Origin of the sequence: Bradyrhizobium sp. 1(2017) (genome assembly GCF_011602485.2) — a bacterium.
GTDB lineage: Bacteria > Pseudomonadota > Alphaproteobacteria > Rhizobiales > Xanthobacteraceae > Bradyrhizobium.
Genome location: NZ_CP050022.2, coordinates 299222 through 317688, shown reverse-complemented (window position 1 = coordinate 317688; position 18467 = coordinate 299222). Strand labels below are relative to the sequence as shown.

The 18467-nt window shown below is 64.3% G+C and carries 19 protein-coding genes and 1 tRNA gene; 7 read left to right on the top strand and 13 right to left on the bottom strand.

Going from position 1 to position 18467, the window contains the following annotated elements:
* The first annotated feature begins 83 nt into the window (after nucleotides 1-83).
* Complete coding sequence (locus HAP40_RS01510; RefSeq protein ID WP_166811423.1) at nucleotides 84-1625, top strand: alkaline phosphatase D family protein; 1542 nt, start codon at nucleotides 84-86, stop codon at nucleotides 1623-1625.
* A 3-nt stretch (nucleotides 1626-1628) separates the two neighbouring features.
* Here the strand turns inward: HAP40_RS01510 and HAP40_RS01505 are convergent, their stop codons facing one another.
* On the bottom strand, nucleotides 1629-2009 hold the full coding sequence (locus HAP40_RS01505; RefSeq protein ID WP_166811425.1) for a response regulator: 381 nt from the start codon (nucleotides 2007-2009) through the stop codon (nucleotides 1629-1631).
* Nucleotides 2010-2190: 181 nt separating this feature from the next.
* Between HAP40_RS01505 and HAP40_RS01500 the strand changes: the two genes are divergently transcribed.
* The 3 genes from HAP40_RS01500 to HAP40_RS01490 all read left to right on the top strand — a co-directional run bounded on the left by HAP40_RS01500 (nucleotide 2191) and on the right by HAP40_RS01490 (nucleotide 6551).
* Nucleotides 2191-2955, top strand: a complete 765-nt coding sequence (locus HAP40_RS01500) for a Crp/Fnr family transcriptional regulator (RefSeq protein WP_166811427.1) — start codon at nucleotides 2191-2193, stop codon at nucleotides 2953-2955.
* Between the two features lie 343 nt (nucleotides 2956-3298).
* Nucleotides 3299-5125: a translational GTPase TypA gene (gene typA, locus HAP40_RS01495; RefSeq protein WP_166811429.1), complete on the top strand. Its 1827-nt coding sequence runs from the start codon at nucleotides 3299-3301 to the stop codon at nucleotides 5123-5125.
* A gap of 184 nt (nucleotides 5126-5309) precedes the next feature.
* On the top strand, nucleotides 5310-6551 hold the full coding sequence (locus HAP40_RS01490) for a flavin monoamine oxidase family protein (protein ID WP_166811431.1): 1242 nt from the start codon (nucleotides 5310-5312) through the stop codon (nucleotides 6549-6551).
* A 180-nt stretch (nucleotides 6552-6731) separates the two neighbouring features.
* On the opposite strand, the gene HAP40_RS01485 is transcribed toward HAP40_RS01490, so the two are convergent.
* Genes HAP40_RS01485 through HAP40_RS01470 form a run of 4 tightly spaced genes read right to left on the bottom strand, consistent with a single transcriptional unit; the run spans nucleotide 6732 to nucleotide 9882 of the window.
* A complete protein-coding gene (locus HAP40_RS01485; RefSeq protein ID WP_166811433.1) occupies nucleotides 6732-7139 on the bottom strand; it encodes a thiol-disulfide oxidoreductase DCC family protein in 408 nt (135 codons plus the stop codon).
* Between the two features lie 60 nt (nucleotides 7140-7199).
* Nucleotides 7200-8519 (bottom strand): SDR family oxidoreductase, encoded by a 1320-nt coding sequence (locus HAP40_RS01480; RefSeq protein WP_166811435.1) that lies wholly within the window; start codon nucleotides 8517-8519, stop codon nucleotides 7200-7202.
* 8 nt (nucleotides 8520-8527) lie between these two features.
* On the bottom strand, nucleotides 8528-8995 hold the full coding sequence (locus HAP40_RS01475; RefSeq protein WP_166811437.1) for a DUF2269 family protein: 468 nt from the start codon (nucleotides 8993-8995) through the stop codon (nucleotides 8528-8530).
* Entirely contained in the window at nucleotides 8992-9882 is an 891-nt protein-coding gene (locus HAP40_RS01470) for an alpha/beta hydrolase family protein (RefSeq protein ID WP_166811439.1), read from the bottom strand. The genes HAP40_RS01475 and HAP40_RS01470 overlap by 4 nt, the downstream gene beginning before the upstream one ends.
* 265 nt (nucleotides 9883-10147) lie before the next feature.
* Here HAP40_RS01470 and HAP40_RS01465 point away from each other — a divergent pair, with 265 nt between their 5' ends.
* Both HAP40_RS01465 and ppa read left to right on the top strand, forming a co-directional pair.
* Nucleotides 10148-10657, top strand: coding sequence for a GNAT family N-acetyltransferase (locus tag HAP40_RS01465; protein WP_166811441.1), 510 nt, complete (start codon nucleotides 10148-10150; stop codon nucleotides 10655-10657).
* A gap of 179 nt (nucleotides 10658-10836) precedes the next feature.
* Nucleotides 10837-11373, top strand: a complete 537-nt coding sequence (gene ppa / locus HAP40_RS01460; RefSeq protein ID WP_166811443.1) for an inorganic diphosphatase — start codon at nucleotides 10837-10839, stop codon at nucleotides 11371-11373.
* An 88-nt stretch (nucleotides 11374-11461) separates the two neighbouring features.
* On the opposite strand, the gene folD is transcribed toward ppa, so the two are convergent.
* The 3 genes from folD to HAP40_RS01445 are packed head-to-tail and all read right to left on the bottom strand — an operon-like array spanning nucleotide 11462 to nucleotide 13007.
* Nucleotides 11462-12346, bottom strand: a complete 885-nt coding sequence (gene folD / locus HAP40_RS01455; RefSeq protein ID WP_166811445.1) for a bifunctional methylenetetrahydrofolate dehydrogenase/methenyltetrahydrofolate cyclohydrolase FolD — start codon at nucleotides 12344-12346, stop codon at nucleotides 11462-11464.
* A gap of 10 nt (nucleotides 12347-12356) precedes the next feature.
* Nucleotides 12357-12701 (bottom strand): DUF167 domain-containing protein, encoded by a 345-nt coding sequence (locus HAP40_RS01450; protein WP_166811447.1) that lies wholly within the window; start codon nucleotides 12699-12701, stop codon nucleotides 12357-12359.
* A gap of 15 nt (nucleotides 12702-12716) precedes the next feature.
* Complete coding sequence (locus tag HAP40_RS01445) at nucleotides 12717-13007, bottom strand: YggT family protein (RefSeq protein ID WP_008539240.1); 291 nt, start codon at nucleotides 13005-13007, stop codon at nucleotides 12717-12719.
* 205 nt (nucleotides 13008-13212) lie between these two features.
* Here HAP40_RS01445 and HAP40_RS01440 point away from each other — a divergent pair.
* Nucleotides 13213-13288 (top strand) — tRNA-Ala (locus HAP40_RS01440).
* 105 nt (nucleotides 13289-13393) lie between these two features.
* Here the strand turns inward: HAP40_RS01440 and HAP40_RS01435 are convergent.
* The 5 genes from HAP40_RS01435 to HAP40_RS01415 form a co-directional block, all read right to left on the bottom strand.
* Nucleotides 13394-14206, bottom strand: coding sequence for an enoyl-CoA hydratase (locus tag HAP40_RS01435; protein ID WP_166811449.1), 813 nt, complete (start codon nucleotides 14204-14206; stop codon nucleotides 13394-13396).
* A 98-nt stretch (nucleotides 14207-14304) separates the two neighbouring features.
* Entirely contained in the window at nucleotides 14305-15099 is a 795-nt protein-coding gene (locus HAP40_RS01430) for a glutamine amidotransferase (protein WP_166811451.1), read from the bottom strand.
* A 123-nt stretch (nucleotides 15100-15222) separates the two neighbouring features.
* Nucleotides 15223-16002, bottom strand: a complete 780-nt coding sequence (locus HAP40_RS01425) for an SDR family NAD(P)-dependent oxidoreductase (protein ID WP_166811453.1) — start codon at nucleotides 16000-16002, stop codon at nucleotides 15223-15225.
* A gap of 221 nt (nucleotides 16003-16223) precedes the next feature.
* Nucleotides 16224-16712 (bottom strand): TerB family tellurite resistance protein, encoded by a 489-nt coding sequence (locus HAP40_RS01420; protein ID WP_166811455.1) that lies wholly within the window; start codon nucleotides 16710-16712, stop codon nucleotides 16224-16226.
* A gap of 298 nt (nucleotides 16713-17010) precedes the next feature.
* Nucleotides 17011-18420 (bottom strand): adenylate/guanylate cyclase domain-containing protein, encoded by a 1410-nt coding sequence (locus HAP40_RS01415; protein ID WP_166811457.1) that lies wholly within the window; start codon nucleotides 18418-18420, stop codon nucleotides 17011-17013.
* Between the last annotated feature and the right edge of the window lie 47 nt (nucleotides 18421-18467).

Genomic DNA, 18467 nt, shown 5'->3' with positions numbered 1-18467 from the left:
TCGAGATTCCGGGCCTGGTGCCAACGCACCATCCCGGAATGACGGCGCAAGTCGTGCGCCGACAGCAAGCAGCGAACCCGTCCATGAACATCAAATTCTCCCGCCGCCGTTTCCTCACCTCCAGCGCCGGCGTGCTTGGTGTGGTCGCGATGCCCTCACTCTCGCGCGCCGCGGATCGACCGGCGGTCACCCATGGCGTGCAATCGGGCGACGTCACCGCCGACGGCGGCGTGGTGTGGGCGCGCACCGACCGGCCGGCCCAGATGCAGGTCGAGGTGGCGACGACTGATACGTTCAGGAATGCCCGGGCGCTGCCGCCGATCGCGGCGCTGCCCGAGAACGACTTCACCGCGAAAATGCTGGTTGAAAATCTACCCGCCGGCCAGGATATCTTCTATCGCGTCCGCTTCCGCGATCTCGCGCACAGTGCGGTCGAGGGCAAAGCGGTGACCGGCCGCTTCCGCACCGCGCCAGCCGATCGCCGCGACGTCAGCTTCGTCTGGGGCGGTGACGTCGCCGGCCAAGGCTGGGGCATCAATCCCGATGACGGCGGCATGGTCACCTTCGCGGCGATGCGCAAGCATCGTCCGGACTTCTTCCTGCACTCCGGCGACACCATCTATGCCGACGGCCCGATCCAGGCCGAGGTGAAGCTTGCTGACGGCAGGATCTGGAAGAACCTCACCATCCCCGAAAAGGCCAAGGTCGCGGAGACGCTGGATGAGTATCGCGCCGCGCACAAATACAATCTGACCGACGACAATCTCCGCGCCTTCAATGCCGAAGTGCCGATTTTCGTGCAGTGGGACGACCACGAGGTGACCAACAATTGGTCGCTCTCCAAGGAGCTACCGGCGGCCTACAAGGAGCGCAACATCGCGCTGCTCGCTGCGCGCGGGGCCCGCGCCTTCCACGAGATGTATCCGATGCGCGAGAGCATCAGCGAGCCGGGCCGCGTCTATCGCCGGATCTCCTACGGCCCGCATCTCGACGTGTTCGTGCTCGACGAGCGCAGCTATCGCGGCGCGAACGGTCCGAACCTCGAAACGGAATACGGCCCGGCCAGCTACTTTCTCGGACCCGACCAGATCGCCTGGCTCAAGCGCGGCCTGCTCGACTCGCGCGCGACCTGGAAGGTGATCGCTTCCGACATGCCGCTCAGCCTGATCGTCCCGGACACGCCGAAGGGCGGCTCGGAGGCCTTCGCGCAAGGCGACGGCCCGGTGCGCGGCCGCGAGTTCGAGATCGCGGACATCCTCCGCTTCATCAAGACGGCGCCGGTCCGCAACACGGTGTGGCTGACCGCGGACGTGCACTACGCTGCCGCGCACTACTACGATCCGAACAGGGCGCAATTCCAGGATTTCGAGCCGTTCTGGGAGTTCGTCTCGGGCCCGCTGCACGCGGGCACGTTCGGTCCGAACACGCTCGACAACACGTTTGGGCCGGAGGTGCGCTTCGTCAAGGCACCGGGCAAGGACAGCCAGAACCTGCCGCCGTCTGCCGGCATGCAGTTCTTCGGCCACGTCAGGATCGACGGCGCCTCCGGCCAGATGACGGTGACGCTGCGCGACCGCGCCGACGTCGCGCTGTGGTCGACGACGCTGGATCCGAAATTTGTCTGAGCCTCAGGCGCCGTGCGTTCGCAGCACGGCTTCCAGCGCCTCGCTCGAGCACGGCTTTTGCAGCCGCGGCCGCGCCGCAAATTCGGGCGGAATCCCCGTCTCGGCGCCATAGCCGGTGACGAAGACGAACGGGATGTTCAGCGCGACCAGACGCTCGGCGATCGCAAAGCTCTTCTCGCGGATCAGCTCGACGTCAAGCAGTGCGAAATCGGGGGCGCGCTTCTCGATCGCGTCGAGCGCCTGCATCACCGACCCGGCGGTGCGCACGTGGCTCGCGCCAAAGGCGAGCAGACGGTCCTCGAAATCGATTGCAATGATCGGATCGTCCTCGACGACCAGGACGTCGGAAGGACAGGGTAAGCCATCGGAAGGAGCGGGTGCCATGATCGCGTCTGGAAGTGAGGGTTTTTCTGATCAGGACAGCCGCGTCACGATACCTGCGCCCAGCGCATCGAGGGGTTCCCGGAACGAAACCCACCACATCACAATTCTTGAGTCTGTCCACTTGTGCACACAGGAAACGGACGGAACTCGGTATTGTGGAAAGGAGGACGGGGGTTTCACGATGGATGCGCGTATCGCCAGTACAAACGAGGTCGACAGCCGGCCGGCCAACAATCTGTTGCGGCGCCTGAGCGCGGCAGACTACGCATTGCTTGGACCGCACGTCTCCGTCGAGGACTGCGCGGCGAGCCAGCTGCTCTACAATCCCGGCGACGACGTCCAGGTCGTCCATTTTCCTTGCGGCCCCTCGCTCGCGACTTTTCTCGTCCCCAACGAGGATGGCCGCGATGTGGAGACCATTCTGGTCGGCCGTGAAGGCGCCGTGGGCGGCATCGTCAGCGAGGGATTTCTGCCGGCCTATACCCGCATCTGCGTGAAGTTCGGCGGGCCGTTTGCACGCATCCACGTCGCCAAGCTGGAGGCGGCGAAGGCGCGCTCGCCGTCGCTGCGCAACATCTTCGCCCGCTATGCCGATTGCATGCTGGCGCAGATCTTCCAGTCGACCGCCTGCAACGCCATCCACTCGATCGAGCAACGCACGGCCAAATGGATTCTGGCCGCGATGGAGCGGACCGGCGACGAGCGCAGCGTGCCGCTGACTCACGAGCAGCTTGCAACGCTGCTCGGGGTCGGGCGAAGCTATGCGAGCCGCGTGCTGCAGTCTTTCAAGGCCGAAGGCGTGCTCGACACCAGACGAGGCTCGATCCTGGTTCGCAGCCGCGACGGCCTGCGGCTGCGCGCGTGCCTCTGCAATGACGCCGTGAAGACGCACTTCGAAGATGTGCTGCGGGGAGTCTATCCCACCGAGGAGCGGGAAGCCGGGTAGCGGCCGGGCTTGCAGGGGCCGACGGCGTCCTTCGCCGCCCCGCGCAGCTCTCCGAGCGCGCGGCCATAAAGGGGGCGGCACGGATAAGCCCGTCGATTTGCCTAACCCCCGGAGATTCCCGGACAAAATTCAGTCAACCAATGGCCAAAGAACACATTGTTTTTTGGCCGTTTTTGCATATATTGCGCCGCAACGCGCAGGGCGCCCGGTCCGATATGGCCGGGCTTCCCTTTTGGGCGGCGAGCGCCCGTTTCCAGTCTTCCAGCGTTGTTTCGAGAAGAGGTCCCGGTCCGACCGGCGAGATCGCGCTTAACCCATTGTTCGAACGCAAAGAAGCTCACTCATGAACCTCCGTAACGTCGCCATCATCGCCCACGTCGACCATGGCAAGACAACTCTGGTTGACAAGCTCCTGCAGCAATCCGGCACGTTCCGCGAGAACCAGAAGGTGACCGATCGCGCCATGGACTCCAACGATCTGGAGCGCGAGCGCGGCATCACCATCCTGGCCAAGGCGGCCTCGGTGCAGTGGAAGGACACCCGCGTCAACATCGTCGACACACCCGGCCACGCCGATTTCGGCGGTGAGGTCGAGCGCATCCTGAACATGGTGGATGGCGCCCTGGTGCTGGTGGACGCCGCCGAAGGCCCGCTGCCGCAGACCAAATTCGTGGTCTCCAAAGCACTCAAGGTCGGCCTGAAGCCGATCGTCGTCATCAACAAGGTCGACCGCCCCGACGCGCGCCCGACCGAGGTCATCAACGAGGTGTTCGATCTGTTCGCAGCGCTGGATGCCAGCGAAGAACAGCTCGACTTCCCGATCCTCTACGGGTCGGCCAAGCAGGGCTGGATGGCCGAGAGCCCGGAGGGTCCGAAGGACAAGGGCATGGAGCCGCTGTTCGACCTGATCCTGCGCCATGTCGCGCCGCCGAAGGTCGAAGAGGGCCCGTTCCGAATGATCGGGACCATCCTCGAGGCCAATCCCTACCTCGGCCGCATCATCACCGGCCGTATCTCCTCCGGCACGCTGAAGCCGAACCAGCAGGTCAAGGTGCTCAACGCCGAGGGCAAGCTGGTCGAGTCCGGACGCATCACCAAGATCCTGGCCTTCCGCGGCCTCGAGCGCACCCCGCTCGATGAAGCCGAAGCCGGCGACATCGTCGCGATCGCGGGTCTCACCAAGGGCACCGTCGCCGACACCTTCTGCGATCCGACCGTCGAGGTGCCGCTGCCGGCACAGCCGATCGATCCGCCGACCGTGTCGATGTCCTTCATCGTCAACAACTCCCCGCTCGCCGGCACCGAAGGCGACAAGGTGACGAGCCGCATGATCCGCGACCGTCTCTTGCGCGAAGCCGAGGGCAACGTCGCGCTGCGCGTGGTCGAAGCCGCCGACAAGGATGCGATGGAAGTGTCGGGCCGCGGCGAATTGCAGCTCGCGATCCTGATCGAGACCATGCGCCGCGAAGGCTTTGAGCTCTCGGTGTCGCGTCCGCGCGTCGTCTACCAGAAGGACGAGGCCACCGGCGGCGCCATGGAGCCGATCGAGGAAGTCGTGATCGACGTCGACGAGGAGCATTCCGGCGTCGTCGTGCAGAAGATGAGCGAGCGCAAGTCCGAGCTGATCGAGATGAAGCCCTCCGGCGGCAACCGTCAGCGCCTGGTGTTCTACGCGCCGACCCGCGGCCTGATCGGCTACCAGGGCGAGCTGCTCACCGACACCCGCGGCACCGCGATCATGAACCGCCTGTTCCACGGCTATGCGCCGTACAAGGGCGAGATCCAGGGCCGCCGCAACGGCGTGCTGATCTCCAATGACCAGGGCGAAGCGGTGGCCTACGCCATGTTCAAGCTGGAGGACCGCGGTCCGATGATGATCGAGCCGGGCTGGAAGGTCTACAAGGGCATGATCGTCGGCGAGCACACCCGCGACAACGATCTCGAGATCAACGTGCTCAAGGGCAAGCAGCTCACCAACATCCGCACGACGTCGAAGGACGAAGCCGTGCGCCTGACTCCGCCGATCCGCATGACGCTGGAGAAGGCGCTCGCCTATATCGAGGACGACGAGCTCGTCGAGGTCACCCCGAAGTCGATCCGCCTGCGCAAGAAGCATCTCGACCCGAACGAGCGCAAGCGCGCGGAAAAGGCCAAGGAAGCCGTGGCGTAAGCTACCTCCACACTCTCTGTCATTCCCCGCGAAGGCGGGGAATCCAGTACGCCGCGGCCTCTCGGCCCTGTAACAACTGCCTCTGGAATACTGGATCACCCGCCCCAGTGCGCAAGCGCGCACAAGGCGGGTGATGACAGCTCGTTTTGTGGTGGCTTCTCAGCGAACGTGCTAGAGCCCGCCCATGAACTCCCTTCCCTCCTCTGTGGACGTCGCGATCATCGGTGCCGGGGCCGCCGGCCTCGGCGCGGCGCATGCGCTGGCGGGTTCAGGCCTCGCGGTGATCGTGCTGGAGGGGCGCAACAGGATCGGCGGCCGCGCCTGGACCGTGCAGGCCTCACCTGAGGTCACCTTCGATGTCGGCTGCGGCTGGCTGCACTCGGCCGACAAGAACTCCTTCGTTCCAATCGCAAAGCAGCTCGGTTTCGAGCTCAACACGAACCTGCCGCCCTGGCGCGAGCGCGCCTTCGGCAACGCCTTTCCGCAAGCCGAGCGCGACGATTTCATGCGCGCGATGGAGGCGTTCTACGAGCGTCTCTGGCAGGCCGCGCAAAAGGGCAAGGATGAACCGGCTAGCCTCAGCCTCGAGCCCGGCAATCGCTGGAACCCGATGATCGACGCGGTCTCGACATACGTCAACGGCTGCGAATTGAAGGACATGTCGACGCTGGACTGGGACGCCTATGAGGACCGTGACCTCAACTGGCGCGTCCGGCGCGGCTATGGCGCGCTCATTGCTGCCTATGGCAGCCCTTGCGCGGTGGCACTGAACTGCAACGTCACTCTCATCGATCATTCCGGCAAGCGCCTGCGCATCGAGACATCGCAGGGCACGTTGACCGCCGACAAGGCGATCGTCACCGTCCCGACCAATCTGATCGCCGACGAGGCGATCCGCTTTTCACCGCCGTTGCCGGCCAAGGTCGATGCCGCGGCCGGCGTGCCGCTCGGCGTCGACGACAAGGTGACGCTCGCGCTGAGCGATGCCGAAGCTTTTCCGAAGGAAGGCAACCTGCGCGGCGCCACCATGCGCACGGACATGGGCACCTACCACATCCGCCCGTTCGGCCAGCCCTGCATCGAAGGCTTCTTCGGCGGCAGCTTTGCCCGTGCCTTGGAAGACGCCGGTGAAGGCGCCATCACCGCGCAAAGCATCGACGAGATCGCGGGCTTCCTCGGCAACGACATCCGCCGCAAGCTGAAGCCGCTGTACGAGTCGCGCTGGGCGCATGATCCGTTCGCGCGGGGATCGTATTCCCACGCGCTGCCGGGCCACGCAGGGGATCGCGCGGTGTTGGCCGCGCCGGTGGATGGGCGGCTGTTCTTTGCCGGGGAAGCGACATCGCCGACTTTCTTCACGACGGCGCATGGCGCGCGCGACAGCGGGGAGCGGGCGGCTAAGGAAGTGCTGGCGGCGATTGGGTAAGCTCTTACTACGAAGTCGACCCGGCGTAGGCCGGGACCCATACCGCGTGATTTCTCAATGAACCGTGGCGCTCGTACCGCGGTTGACCCTTCACTTCCAGTCTTCGCCAAACTGCACGCTGCGGCTATGGGTCCCGGCCTCCGCCGGGACGACACCGAGTTTGTGAGCGCTGCTGTTGGATCACTCGATCACCCGCGCCCGCAAATCGGCATCGGGCACGAAACACGCGTCGTACTTCCCGAAGATGCGATAGCGGTTGCGCGCGACGAGGCCGTATGCGGCATCACGCAGCGGCTTCGGCACGGCGAACAAGACGCGGACCCAGCCCCAACGGGGGAGTTGGGACAGCACCGTCAGCGCGGCGTCCGATTTCATGAAGACCACGCCGCCATGGACGACCGCATTGGTATCGGGATCATCCGGATCGATGCCAAATGTCCGCGCCAACCGCGTGCCATAATCCGACTGGATCGGCGTGAAACGAAACCGCCCCGTCTTATCGCGCTTGGCAACGAAGCGCACCCAGCGCGAACAGAAGATGCAGACGCCGTCGAACAGGATCACGTCATCTTCGGGCCACGTGCTCATTAGACTCTCTAATTTACGCGTTTTCTTCACGCGAACCGGAATCCACGTTGCTCGAAAACGCTATCGATTATCCAGTATCAGAAGCGCGACCAGCATCAGCACGATCGCCGGCCCGGTCTTCACGAGCGCGCCGAGCGGCTCGATCCAGAGATCGGGCGTGAGGATGGCTGCACCGACCATATAGCCGAGCGAAGCCAGGATCCCCGCGATCAGCCCAATCGCCGCGGTGCGGCGGAAGGCAATCAGCACGCCGATGCTCATATCCATCAGGCTGGTGCCGATGGTGATGGGATCGACCAGCGCAGACGGAAAATTGTGCGCGGTGAGAATACCGGCGGCGGCGCGGTACGAGACGAACAGCGCGATGAAGCCGGAGACGATCCAGAACGCCACCAGGCTCGCGACAATCAGCGCCTTGGCCATGAACAGCCGCGCGAACCATTTGTCCTGGATGGCGGCGGGATGACGCCCGATGGTCTCGGCCAATGACTTCGGCGCGATGCCTGTGGCGGCGATCCACGCCGAGGGATCGCCGCGCACGCCGCGGCGCAGCTCGGCAATCGCCGTGGAGCGCACCGGCGGCATCCAGCCGAGATGGCTGGCCAAATCACCGATTTTCGCACCGAGATCGAGCAGGACGGACGGCAGGGCGATGCGCCGCCAGCCATCCGTGCCGAATGCGATGCGAAACTGCTTGACCACGCCGGCCATGGTGATCGGCTCCGGGCGCATCAGGTCCCAGCTCACGGCTGTCACGGAGGCGTCGCCGACGTCACGTGCCGCGAGCCAGCCGATCGTGGCCGAAATATCCTCGGCTGCAACGAGCTGGAACGGTGCCGCCATCTCAGCAGCCGGAAGATCGATCGGAAGAGCGGCCAACGCCCGCAACATGGCGCTGCCGCCATAGGCCGATGGCGCAACCACGAAGCCGGGCCGCAGGATGGCGTACGGAATGCCGGAGGCCGCGATCAAACGTTCCGCCTCGCGCTTGGTCGTTGCGAAGGCGGTGCGATCGGCCTCCGCAGTTCCTGGGATCGAGATGTGCACCAGGCGGATTGCGCGGCCGCTGTCGCCGATCGCCTGAACGAGACGCGCAACGAAATCGCGATGCACGACATTGGTGTCGCTGCCGGGCCCGTCCTGGAGCACGCCGAGGCAGTTCACGACGACGTCGACGGCGTGCTCGCCGAACAGCCGCGTCAGCGCGGCCGCATCGAGGGCGAGGATCGGCAGCTCGAGGTCCAGCGCGCTCATCTGCTGCGCCGGCGACAGGCTGCGCGCCACGCCCACGACGCGAAAGCCACGCGCGCGCAAATCGTCGGTGACGAAACGGCCGATCAGGCCCGAGGCGCCGAACACCAGGATGGTTCGCTCACTCATCGCGCCCCTCAAAACGGTTTTGCAATCATCAGCCAGAGGATCAGCATCGTCGCACCAAACCCCGGGAAGCCGAATGCGAACCAGCGGCGGAACAGCACGAAGTAGCGCTCCGGGAGCGCGGCGCGCTTGACGGCGGCCTTGCGCGCGAGATCGCGCATCTCGATCTGCATGAAGACGACGGGGACCCAGAACAAGCCTGCGAGGGCATACAGCGCGAGCGATGCCAGCTGCCAGCGTTCGGTGATCGGCGTTGCCGAGAGCATCATCAGCAGGCCGCCGCTGACCGGTTGCAGGATCACGGCCGACAGCGTGAAGATCGCGTCCGCAATCACCACCACCGACGCCGTGCGCGCGATGAATTCTGCATCATTCGTGCGATGCGCCATCAGCATGAAGAAGGCGATGCCGCTTCCTGTGCCGAGGATGACGATGGCACCGAACACATGGAGAAACTTCACCAGAAAATACAGCGTCATGGCTTCTTGGTCGCCATTGGCTTCGGCGGGTTCAGCGCGCGCGCGAGATCGCTGCTCGCGGCTTCCACGCCGGCCTCGGTTTCGATCATCGAATGACCCTCGTCGCCGACCGCCGGCAGGGGACGAAACTCGACCTTGCCACCGGCGCCGCGAAACGCCTCGACCAACCTTTTTGAAAATGCCGGTGTGAAGTAGCTGTCATTGTTTGCAACGAGCCACGTGACGGGAATGCGCGCGGCCTTGCCAAATTCAGCGGCGGTGGCAAGCAGTGTATTCGGCGCACAGATCCTGTTCGGCTCGTCGTTGGCATGGCCGCCGCGCCCCGGTGCGAATGCAATGATCACGGAGACCGCCTTCGGATCGGCGTTGGCAAGCGCCAAAGCACCCCAACCGCCCGCGGAATGGCCAATCACGGTTGCGGCGTCCTTGCGGATGAAATCCTGCTTTCGCAGATAGTTCAGCGCCAGCGAGATTTGGTCGGCCGTTGCGCGGCCCGATCGCGCGTAATCCGCCTCGTCGCAGCCGCCCTGGTCTTCGACATAGCGGCCACCGGTCGCGCCGTGGCCGAGCCGCTCCGGCACCAGCACGGCAAAACCGCGCGCGACGAGATAGGCCGCGAGCGCGCGGTATTCCGGCTGCGGCATTTGCGCGCGACGCAGGCCATTCTGAGTCGAGGCGTGGGCGATGATCGCGAGGGGAAACGGGCCCGCGCCGGCAGGGCGAAACAGCAGGGCGTGCGCGGCGATTCCGGCATCCGGCGACGACACGTGCCACGCTTGCCGACGCAAGGGTTCGCCCTCCTCACCCGATGGGCCGAACGCAACCTGAGCGCATAGTGGTGACGCAGTCAGCAAAGACAGAAGCGCAGGGATGACGAAGAGCCGCATGAATTGCCAGGTGTGGCCGACACGAACAGCAAGGCCACACTACAGGAACGAATCAGTTCGGGCGGACTTTCTGCGCTGCCGTTGCCATTCATTCGGTGCCGCGCCGAGTTTTGCACCGATGCATGGCGAGCCGCTGCCATTCAGAGCGGCAGCTTGTCCTCTTTCGGCACAACATGGATAAAAACTGATGCAGAAAATCCACACGTTAACCGATAATTAACGATAGGTCTTGCCGCCGGCGCGGCGACTTGGTTTGATCGCGTCCATGAGCACAACCCTGATCGAGGTCCGGCCGGCCAAAGCTGCAGATGCAACTGCGGTGGCATCGACCCATGACGAAGCCTGGCGATCGGCCTATCAGGGCATCATTCCCGGCGGCGAGCTGGAAAAGCTGATCAATCGCCGTGGTCCGCAATGGTGGGACAGCGCGATCCGCAAGGGCAGCCGCGTCAGCGTGCTGGTGTTCGGCGACAAGATCGCGGGCTACGCCAATTACGGCCGCAACCGCGCGCGCAGCCTGCATTTCGACGGCGAGATCTACGAGCTTTATCTGCGCCCCGAATTCCAGGGCCTCGGCTTCGGCCGCCGCCTGTTTGCCGCCGCCCGCCGCGACCTGATGCAGAGCGGGCTGAAGAGCATGGTGGTGTGGGCGCTGTCGGACAATGATCCGGCCACCGAGTTCTATCGTGCACTCGGCGGCCGTATGGTGGCGCGCTCTTCCGAGCGGTTCGGGCCGAAATCGCTCGACAAGGTTGCCTTCGCCTGGACCAATTGAGCTGCTGAAACCCGAATCGGCAGCGTTTTCCATCCATCGATACCGCCCGCCTTTTGCGCCGGTGATCGCTGGATTCATTTTTTCACAAAAACGCGATGGATCAGCGGGCCAAGCCCGCGTATGACAGCGCCAAAATCGCTGCCGGGCGCGATTTATCCTCGGCAACAACGGAGCTTTGAATGCGTATCGATGCTATCTCGATCGGGAAGAACGTACCCCACGACGTCAACGTCGTCATCGAAGTCCCCGTGGGCGGCGAACCGATCAAATACGAGATGGACAAGGAGGCCGGCACGCTTGTCGTGGACCGCTTCCTGTACACGCCGATGCGTTACCCCGGAAACTATGGCTTCATCCCGCACACGCTGTCGGATGATGGCGACCCCTGCGACGTCCTGATCATCAACACCCGCGCCATCATCCCGGGTGCCGTCATGAGCGTGCGACCGGTCGGCGTGCTGTTCATGGAAGACGAAGCCGGCGGTGACGAAAAGATCTTGGCGGTACCCTCGTCCAAGCTGACGCAGCGCTACGACAAGGTGAAGTCGTACTCCGACCTGCCGGACATCACGCTGCAGCAGATCCAGCACTTCTTCGAGCACTACAAGGATCTCGAGAAGGGCAAATGGGTGAAGATCCTGCGCTGGGGCGGCCCGGAGGACGCGCAAAAACTGATCCTCGAAGGCATCGAGCGCGAGAAGAAGAAGAAGGGTTAGATGTCGTTCCGGGGCGCCTCGAAGAGGCGAACCCGGAACCTCGAGATTCCGGGTTCGATGCTGCGCATCGCCCCGGAATGACGAGCGGCTACACCGCAGGCTTCGGCAGCCCTGCGATTGCGCAGGCCGCGCGCAGCGTATTCACCAGGAGACACGCGACCGTCATCTGGCCGACGCCGCCCGGCACCGGCGTGATCGCGCCTGCAACCGCGAGCGCTTCCTGATAGGCGACATCGCCGACGAGCCGCGTCTTGCCGTCTTCCCTGGGAATGCGGTTGATGCCGACGTCGATCACGGTTGCACCCGGCTTCAGCCAGTCGCCGCGCACCATCTCCGGCTTACCGACCGCGGCATAGACGAGGTCGGCGCGCTTCACGAGGCCGGGCAGGTCGCGCGAGCGTGAATGCACGATGGTGACCGTGGCGTTCTCGTTCAGCAGCAATTGCACCAGCGGACGACCGACCAGGTTGGAGCGGCCGATGACGATGGCATTCATGCCTTCGAGCGAGGCGTGCACGCTTTTGGTCAGGATGATGCAGCCGAGCGGCGTGCAGGGCGACAGCGCCTCGAAACCGCCGGCGAGCCGGCCGGCATTGCTCGGATGCAGCCCATCGACGTCCTTGGCAGGATCGATGGCGTTGATGACGGCTTCGGTGTTGAGCCCCTTCGGCAGCGGCAACTGCACGAGAATGCCGTGCACGGCGGGATCGCGGTTGAGCTTTGCAACGAGCGCCAGCAGATCTGCCTGCGAGACGTCGGCCGGCAGCTTGTGCTCGAACGAGGCCATACCGGCCGCCTGGGTTTGGGTGTGCTTGGAGCGGACATAGACTTCGCTGGCGGGATCGTTGCCGACCAGCACCACGGCAAGGCCCGGCACGAGATTGTGCTCGCGCCTGACGCGGGCAACCTCATCCGCGACGCGGGCGCGGAGTTCCGCGGCAATGACTTTTCCATCGATGATTTTGGCGGTCATGTCAGTTCCCTCAGTCTGTCGATTTGGCTGATGCGAGTTGGCGCAGGGTTTCGCCAAGCCGCACCGGATCGCCGTCGACCGCGACCTGCTTCAGCCGTGAAGTGGCACCGGATAGCAGTTTTACGCTGGCCCTGGAGACGCCAAGCGATTTTGCCAACAGGACCAGAACGGCCTTGTTGGCCTCGCCGCCATCGGCAATGGCGCGCACCCGTACCTTGAGGACGCTGCGGCCGTCGGAGAGTTGCTCGATTCCGTCGACGTCGTCGCGGCCGCCGCGCGGCGTCACCCGCAGCGCGATGCTGATGCCCGCGGTTGAGTAACGCCAAGGTTCCTTGCGAGCTACTTTGGCAACCAAGGCGCTCCAGCCCGCTTAGATCACGTTCGGGTAGATGTAATACAGGATCACCCGCTCGATGAACATGATGAGCAGGATCAGGATGATCGGCGAGATGTCGAGGCCGCCGAGACTGGGCAGGAAATTGCGAATCGGCGCCAACAGGGGCTCGGTGATCCGGTACAGGAACTCCGCGACCGCCGAGACGAACTGGTTGCGGGTGTTCACCACGTTGAAGGCGATCAGCCAGGACAGGATCGCGGAGGCGATCAGCAGCCAGACGTAGAGATCGAGCACGATGATGACGATGTCGAGAACGGCACGCATGGCTTTTGAAGACTCTGGCTTTTGAAAACTCTGGCTGCGGTCGGGATTGACAGCTTGTGCTAGATATCGGTTCCCCCCGACCCAAACAAGGGAAGTCGGCGCCCGGGATGGCTAAAACCGGGTAACACGCGTCCTTGACTTGACCTTGGCGGGGACTTAAATGGCGCCCGGTTGTCGGCCGCATTCACCAGAGCGGCCAGCAAACGGGGCCATAGCTCAGCTGGGAGAGCGCGTCGTTCGCAATGACGAGGTCGGCGGTTCGATCCCGCCTGGCTCCACCAGCCTTCGCAGGCTACGCCTGCTTCGGCTCGGCAAGCCGCTTCGTAGCGAAGGCTGCCGCGCCATAGCCCGAAGGGCGACGGCGGGCTCCCTCCGAGTATCTCCCCCTACCTCCCCGTGAACCGCGGCGGCCGCTTCTCCATGAAGCTCGCCACGCCCTCCCGGAAATCGCTGCCGTTCAGCGCCACCATCATCTCCCTGTTAGCCTCGATCGTCGCCTCCGCCAGGGTCTGGAACGGCACCTCGTAGAGCTGCTGCTTGATCACGGCCATCGCGCTCGGCGAGACCATATCGGCGAGATCACGTGCATAGGCGTAGGTCTCCTTGCGGAGTTCTTCCGGCGAGCAGAGCCGGTTGACCAGCCCGATCCGCAGCGCCTCCTCGCTCGGCACGCGCCTGGCCGAGAGCAGCAGATCCATCGCATTGGCATGGCCGACGATGCGCGGCAGCATCCAGCTGATGCCATGCTCGGCGATCAGGCCGCGCCGCGCGAAGGCCGTGGTGAACACGGTGTTGTCAGCGGCAAAGCGCAGGTCGCAATAGAGCGCGTGGACCAGGCCGATGCCGGCGGTCGCGCCGTTGAGCATGGCGATGACAGGCTTCTTGATCGAAGGATAATAACCGTAGCGCGTCTGCCAATCCGGGCGACGGTTCATGTCGAAGGGCGGCAGACTGGAGGCGCGCCTGACATCGTTGGGATCGAGCCCTTTCAGCGCATCCATGTCGGCGCCGGCGCAGAAGGCGCGGCCCGCGCCGGTGAGCACGATGACGCGGACATTGTCGTCGGCGTTTGACGCTTCCATCGCGTGACGCACGTCGCGCTCCATGATCGGCGTCCATGCGTTCATGCGGTCCGGACGGTTGAGCGTGACGGTCGCGATCCTGTCGCTCACCTCGTAGAGAATGTGTTCGTAGGCCATGGCGCTCTCCCTCGTTTGCCGGCGCAATTTCGTATGCGCGCGTTGCGGACGAGCCTAGCATATCAGGGGATGAGGCAAGAGCTTGCGCGGAGGCGCGATCACTCGGCGGCTTGCGCCAGCACCGGCCGGCGCGTCAGCCAGCCATCGATGAAGTGATCGAGCCATGCGCGTTCCGCGACGTCGTAGACGGCACGATCCGCGAAATGATGATGCCGCTGCCGCGCACCGGGCGCGCTGAAGCCGTCATAGCCGCGCGTGGTCCAGCAATGCATCATCGCGTAGGTCACATCAGGGTGGAACTGCACACCGAAAGCATTGCCGGCGCGGAACGCCTGCACCGGAAAATCGTCGCCTTCCGCGAGCAGCTCGGCGCCAACCGCCAGCTCAAATCCCTCGCGGTGCCAATGATAGACCTGTGCCGGCCAGTGCGGACAGAGCGCGTGACCCGCAGCGGTTGGCCTGATCGGGTAATAGCCGATCTGGGTCAACGCCTCCGCATGCGGCGCAACGCGAGCGCCGAGCTGCTTCGCAAGCATCTGCGCGCCCAGGCAGATGCCGAGGAACGGCCGCTGCTCGCGGAGCGGAATTTCGATCCAGTCGATCTCGCGCCGGAGGTAATCGTCGGAATCGTTGGCGCTCATCGGACCGCCGAAGAATACGGCGCCGGCATGCCGATCAAGCGTCTCGGGCAGGGGATCGCCGAAGCGGGGACGGCGGATGTCGAGGCGATGGCCGAGTGCGCGCAGCGCGTTGCCGACCCGGCCGGGCGTCGAGGATTCCTGGTGCAGGACGATCAGAACCGGGAGCCGGGCTTCGGCGGCGGCCGCGCCCGGCGCCCTCCTTCGGAAGGGCACCAATTCTGCGCCACCAAACCTGTCCGTCCGGAACGACATGGTCTCTGCGAGTGCTATCGGTTCAGACCATCAGCATAGCTAAGCGATGGTTAACATCGTGTGAGTTCGCGCACACAAGTCCGATAAGCAAACCCCGGGCCACTACGGGCGCTGGTAATTTTTCTAATGCCTTCGCCTCTGGAACCGGCTGGTGGCGGCCAGGATGAAACCGCGCGGGAAAAAACGCAGTGCGAACGGCACAATCTTGATGCCCAGACCGGGCAGCACTGCCCGTTTGTTGGCCATCAAGCCGCGATACGCCTCCCGCGCAACTTCGGCGGCAGAGACGTTGAGTGCGGCCGTATCATGTTGCGATCCAACACCGGCGCGGGCCTGGAATTCGGTCGGCACCGGCCCCGGACAAAGTACGGTGACGCGGACGCCGCGCGAGGCGAGCTCCGCCCGCAACGCTTCGGTGAAGGAGATCACGTAGGCCTTGGACGCGTAGTAGACCGCCATGCCGGGGCCGGGCAGGAAGCCGGCGACCGATCCGACATTGAGAAGGCCGCCCTTGTTCTTGATGAGCTGATCGGCAAAGCGCAGCGAGAGATCCGTCAGGGCCCGGACGTTGACATCGACGATGCCGAGCTGCTCGGCGCGGTCGCGCGCGACCGCATCGCCGAACACGCCGAAGCCGGCATTGTTGACGAGATGATCGAGCTCGACACCTTCGGCGGCAAGGGCCGCCGCGATCGTCTCGCCGGCATCCGCTTGCTCGAGATCACAGACGATCACGATCGGCTTCCTGCCGCTCTTGGCGGCGAGCTCAATGGCGAGCGCCTCCAACCGGTCCGCCCGTCTCGCGGTCAATGCGAGGCGATGTCCGTTGGCGGCAAACACCCGCGCCAGCTCCAAGCCGATGCCCGCCGAGGCACCGGTAATCAGCGTCACCTGCTCAGTCACGATCGAAGTCTCTTGAATTCAAGTTTTTGCCCCTGCAATGGCGGAACGAGAGCATAGGCCGCGCGCGGCATGCAAGCCGCGCCGGCGACATGGCCGCTCGGGCACGACGACAGACCATCTCGAGAAACCGTTGATTTGCAGGCGAATTCGGCGCAGGCGACGAATAAATTAAAATTTCGTCATGTCTTCGCGCAGACCGCGATCGGCCGACACCGGAGCCGTCAGCCGCCGGCGGCACCGTCCTTCACCTGACTGCCGACATGTTCGGCAACCGCGTGCTTCAGCTCGATCCGGTCGCGCTGGGATATCCCGAGCAGGTCGGACGCGCGCCAGACGACGTTGTCCTCGAACTCGCTGACCTGCCCATCGGCATAGACCAGCTCCCACATCATCTGCACGATGCGCTTGCGGCCGTCCTCGTCGAGCGAGCGCATGATGACGCTGGTGAAATGATAGAGATCGACCGCCTCGCCCTCGACCTGGGTGGCGTCCGCGATCAGCCGGTCCGCGGTGCCCCGGTCGAGCCCGAAATGGCTTTCAATCAGGCCGTGCAGCTTGCGCTGCTCGGCCGCGCTCGGCTGGCCGTCCAGCGAGACCACGTGAACCAGCAGCGCAGTGGCCGCCAGCCGATAGTCGCTGTCGCCAAATGCGCGGTCGTGGTCTTGGGGAGCAACAATGTCGGCAATGAATTGGCGCAGGCCGTCGAGCATAGAATCCTACCGAGGTCAATGAAGCCGCGAGGGGCGGCCGCTACCAGCATCATATGAGCAGCAAACTCAACCGGCGCAATGTGCGGCAGTTCCGCGCGCTGCATTACGTTTCGGCAATATGACCGGACTGGTGCCGCCATGGCCGTGCCTGACGACCGTATTTGGGGTGATCATCTGCTCCCACATCGTCATTGCGAGGAGCCCTCGCGACGAAACAATCCAGAGTCTTTCCGTGGAAAGATTCTGGATTGTTTCGCTGCGCTCGCAATGACGGAGAATGCAGCAGCCACCACTGCCCTCACGGTATCTCGTACACCACCATCTTGTCGGCAATGCCGCGCAAGGCGGCCTGCTTCTGGATTGGCTTGATCGCACGCTGCTCGAGCACCTCGGCGACCGCGGGCGCATCGAGCACCGGACCAGTGATGTGGATCTCTTGCGCGGTCGACAAACTCTGCACGCGGGCGGCGATGTTGACGGTCTGGCCGAAATAATCCTGCCGCTCGTTCAGCATCACCGCGAGGCACGGACCTTCATGGATGCCGATCTTGACGATGAGATCGGCGGTGCCGCGCTGCTTGTTGAGCTCGTCCATCGCCGCGCGCATCCGCAGGCCGGCGGCGATGGCGTGCTCGGGACGGACGAAGGTCGCCATCACGGCATCGCCGATCGTCTTCACCACCGCGCCCTTCTCGGAGGAGATGATCTCGAGCAGCGCATGGAAATGCGCGCGCACGAGATCGAAGGCGGCGAGATCTCCGACGCGCTCGTAAAGCGCGGTCGAGCCCTTCAGATCGGTGAACAGGAAGGTCAGCGACGTGATCTGGAGACGCTGGTCGAGGCTGAGATTGTCCGCCTTGAAGACGTCGCGAAAGGTCTGGTTCGACAGCATCCGCTTGGCGGTAAGGAACGGCTTGCGCTTGCCGATCAGATGATGAAGCGCCTCGGCTGCGATGAACACCGACGGCAGCACACGCACGCCGGCCTGGTTTTCCAGCGACAGCCGCAGCGGACCCGGCCGCATCGTCGTGGTTCCCGTCGGGGCCTGCACCTTGTTGTACATGATGGCGAGCTGCTGGCGGTCCCTGGTCGGCTCGCCCTGGACGTCGATGAAATGCGCGGCGTGCGTCACCGGCTCGAAGATGATGACGAAGTCGCCCGGCAGCTGCAGCGACATGGTCGCTTTCTCGCCGGCCGGCAGCTCCATCGTATCCAGCGTCACCTCATTGGCGAGCGTTGCGAACGATTCCTTGTTGAAGTCGACGCCGGAGCTCCAGAACACCTGCTTGAAATATTCCCACACCGGAAGCGTATCGGGATCGTGCGACGCGATGCGCCGGACGCGCGGATTCACGGTGAAGGAAACCTCGACCTGGTCGTCGACCGAAGCCTTGTAGCCGCAAGCGCAGAGCGCGCAGTGATAATCGTCGGGCTTGAGTGCCTTCAACGTCGAGTGCGCGCCGAGCACGCCGCCGCAGCCCGGGCACAGCACGTTCCAGCCGAGATCGAACAGCCCGAGCCGCGCCGAATGCAGGAAGGCGGAGATCGCGTGTTCTTCGTCGACGCCATGCTGCCTGGAGAAATCAAGGACATTGACGCGATTGAGCTCGTGATCCTCGCCGTCTTCGATGAGGCGCGCAATCTCATCGACCACCTTTGCATCGGCGGTCTGTTTCAGAACGGACAACTGGGCCTGAATGTCGCTCATGGCGGAACTCTATCTCGGATGGATCACGCCAGCGACCAGGCAAGCGC

Coding starts and splice junctions, on each gene's coding strand:
- ppa (WP_166811443.1), top strand. CDS start 10,837: ATGCGTATCGATGCTATCTCGATCGGGAAGAACGTACCCCACGACGTC.
- typA (WP_166811429.1), top strand. CDS start 3,299: ATGAACCTCCGTAACGTCGCCATCATCGCCCACGTCGACCATGGCAAG.
- HAP40_RS01470 (WP_166811439.1), bottom strand. CDS start 9,882: ATGCGGCTCTTCGTCATCCCTGCGCTTCTGTCTTTGCTGACTGCGTCA.
- folD (WP_166811445.1), bottom strand. CDS start 12,346: ATGACCGCCAAAATCATCGATGGAAAAGTCATTGCCGCGGAACTCCGC.
- HAP40_RS01420 (WP_166811455.1), bottom strand. CDS start 16,712: ATGCTCGACGGCCTGCGCCAATTCATTGCCGACATTGTTGCTCCCCAA.
- HAP40_RS01485 (WP_166811433.1), bottom strand. CDS start 7,139: ATGAGCACGTGGCCCGAAGATGACGTGATCCTGTTCGACGGCGTCTGC.
- HAP40_RS01435 (WP_166811449.1), bottom strand. CDS start 14,206: ATGGCCTACGAACACATTCTCTACGAGGTGAGCGACAGGATCGCGACC.
- HAP40_RS01510 (WP_166811423.1), top strand. CDS start 84: ATGAACATCAAATTCTCCCGCCGCCGTTTCCTCACCTCCAGCGCCGGC.
- HAP40_RS01505 (WP_166811425.1), bottom strand. CDS start 2,009: ATGGCACCCGCTCCTTCCGATGGCTTACCCTGTCCTTCCGACGTCCTG.
- HAP40_RS01480 (WP_166811435.1), bottom strand. CDS start 8,519: ATGAGTGAGCGAACCATCCTGGTGTTCGGCGCCTCGGGCCTGATCGGC.
- HAP40_RS01415 (WP_166811457.1), bottom strand. CDS start 18,420: ATGAGCGACATTCAGGCCCAGTTGTCCGTTCTGAAACAGACCGCCGAT.
- HAP40_RS01475 (WP_166811437.1), bottom strand. CDS start 8,995: ATGACGCTGTATTTTCTGGTGAAGTTTCTCCATGTGTTCGGTGCCATC.
- HAP40_RS01500 (WP_166811427.1), top strand. CDS start 2,191: ATGGATGCGCGTATCGCCAGTACAAACGAGGTCGACAGCCGGCCGGCC.
- HAP40_RS01465 (WP_166811441.1), top strand. CDS start 10,148: ATGAGCACAACCCTGATCGAGGTCCGGCCGGCCAAAGCTGCAGATGCA.
- HAP40_RS01445 (WP_008539240.1), bottom strand. CDS start 13,007: ATGCGTGCCGTTCTCGACATCGTCATCATCGTGCTCGATCTCTACGTC.
- HAP40_RS01430 (WP_166811451.1), bottom strand. CDS start 15,099: ATGTCGTTCCGGACGGACAGGTTTGGTGGCGCAGAATTGGTGCCCTTC.
- HAP40_RS01490 (WP_166811431.1), top strand. CDS start 5,310: ATGAACTCCCTTCCCTCCTCTGTGGACGTCGCGATCATCGGTGCCGGG.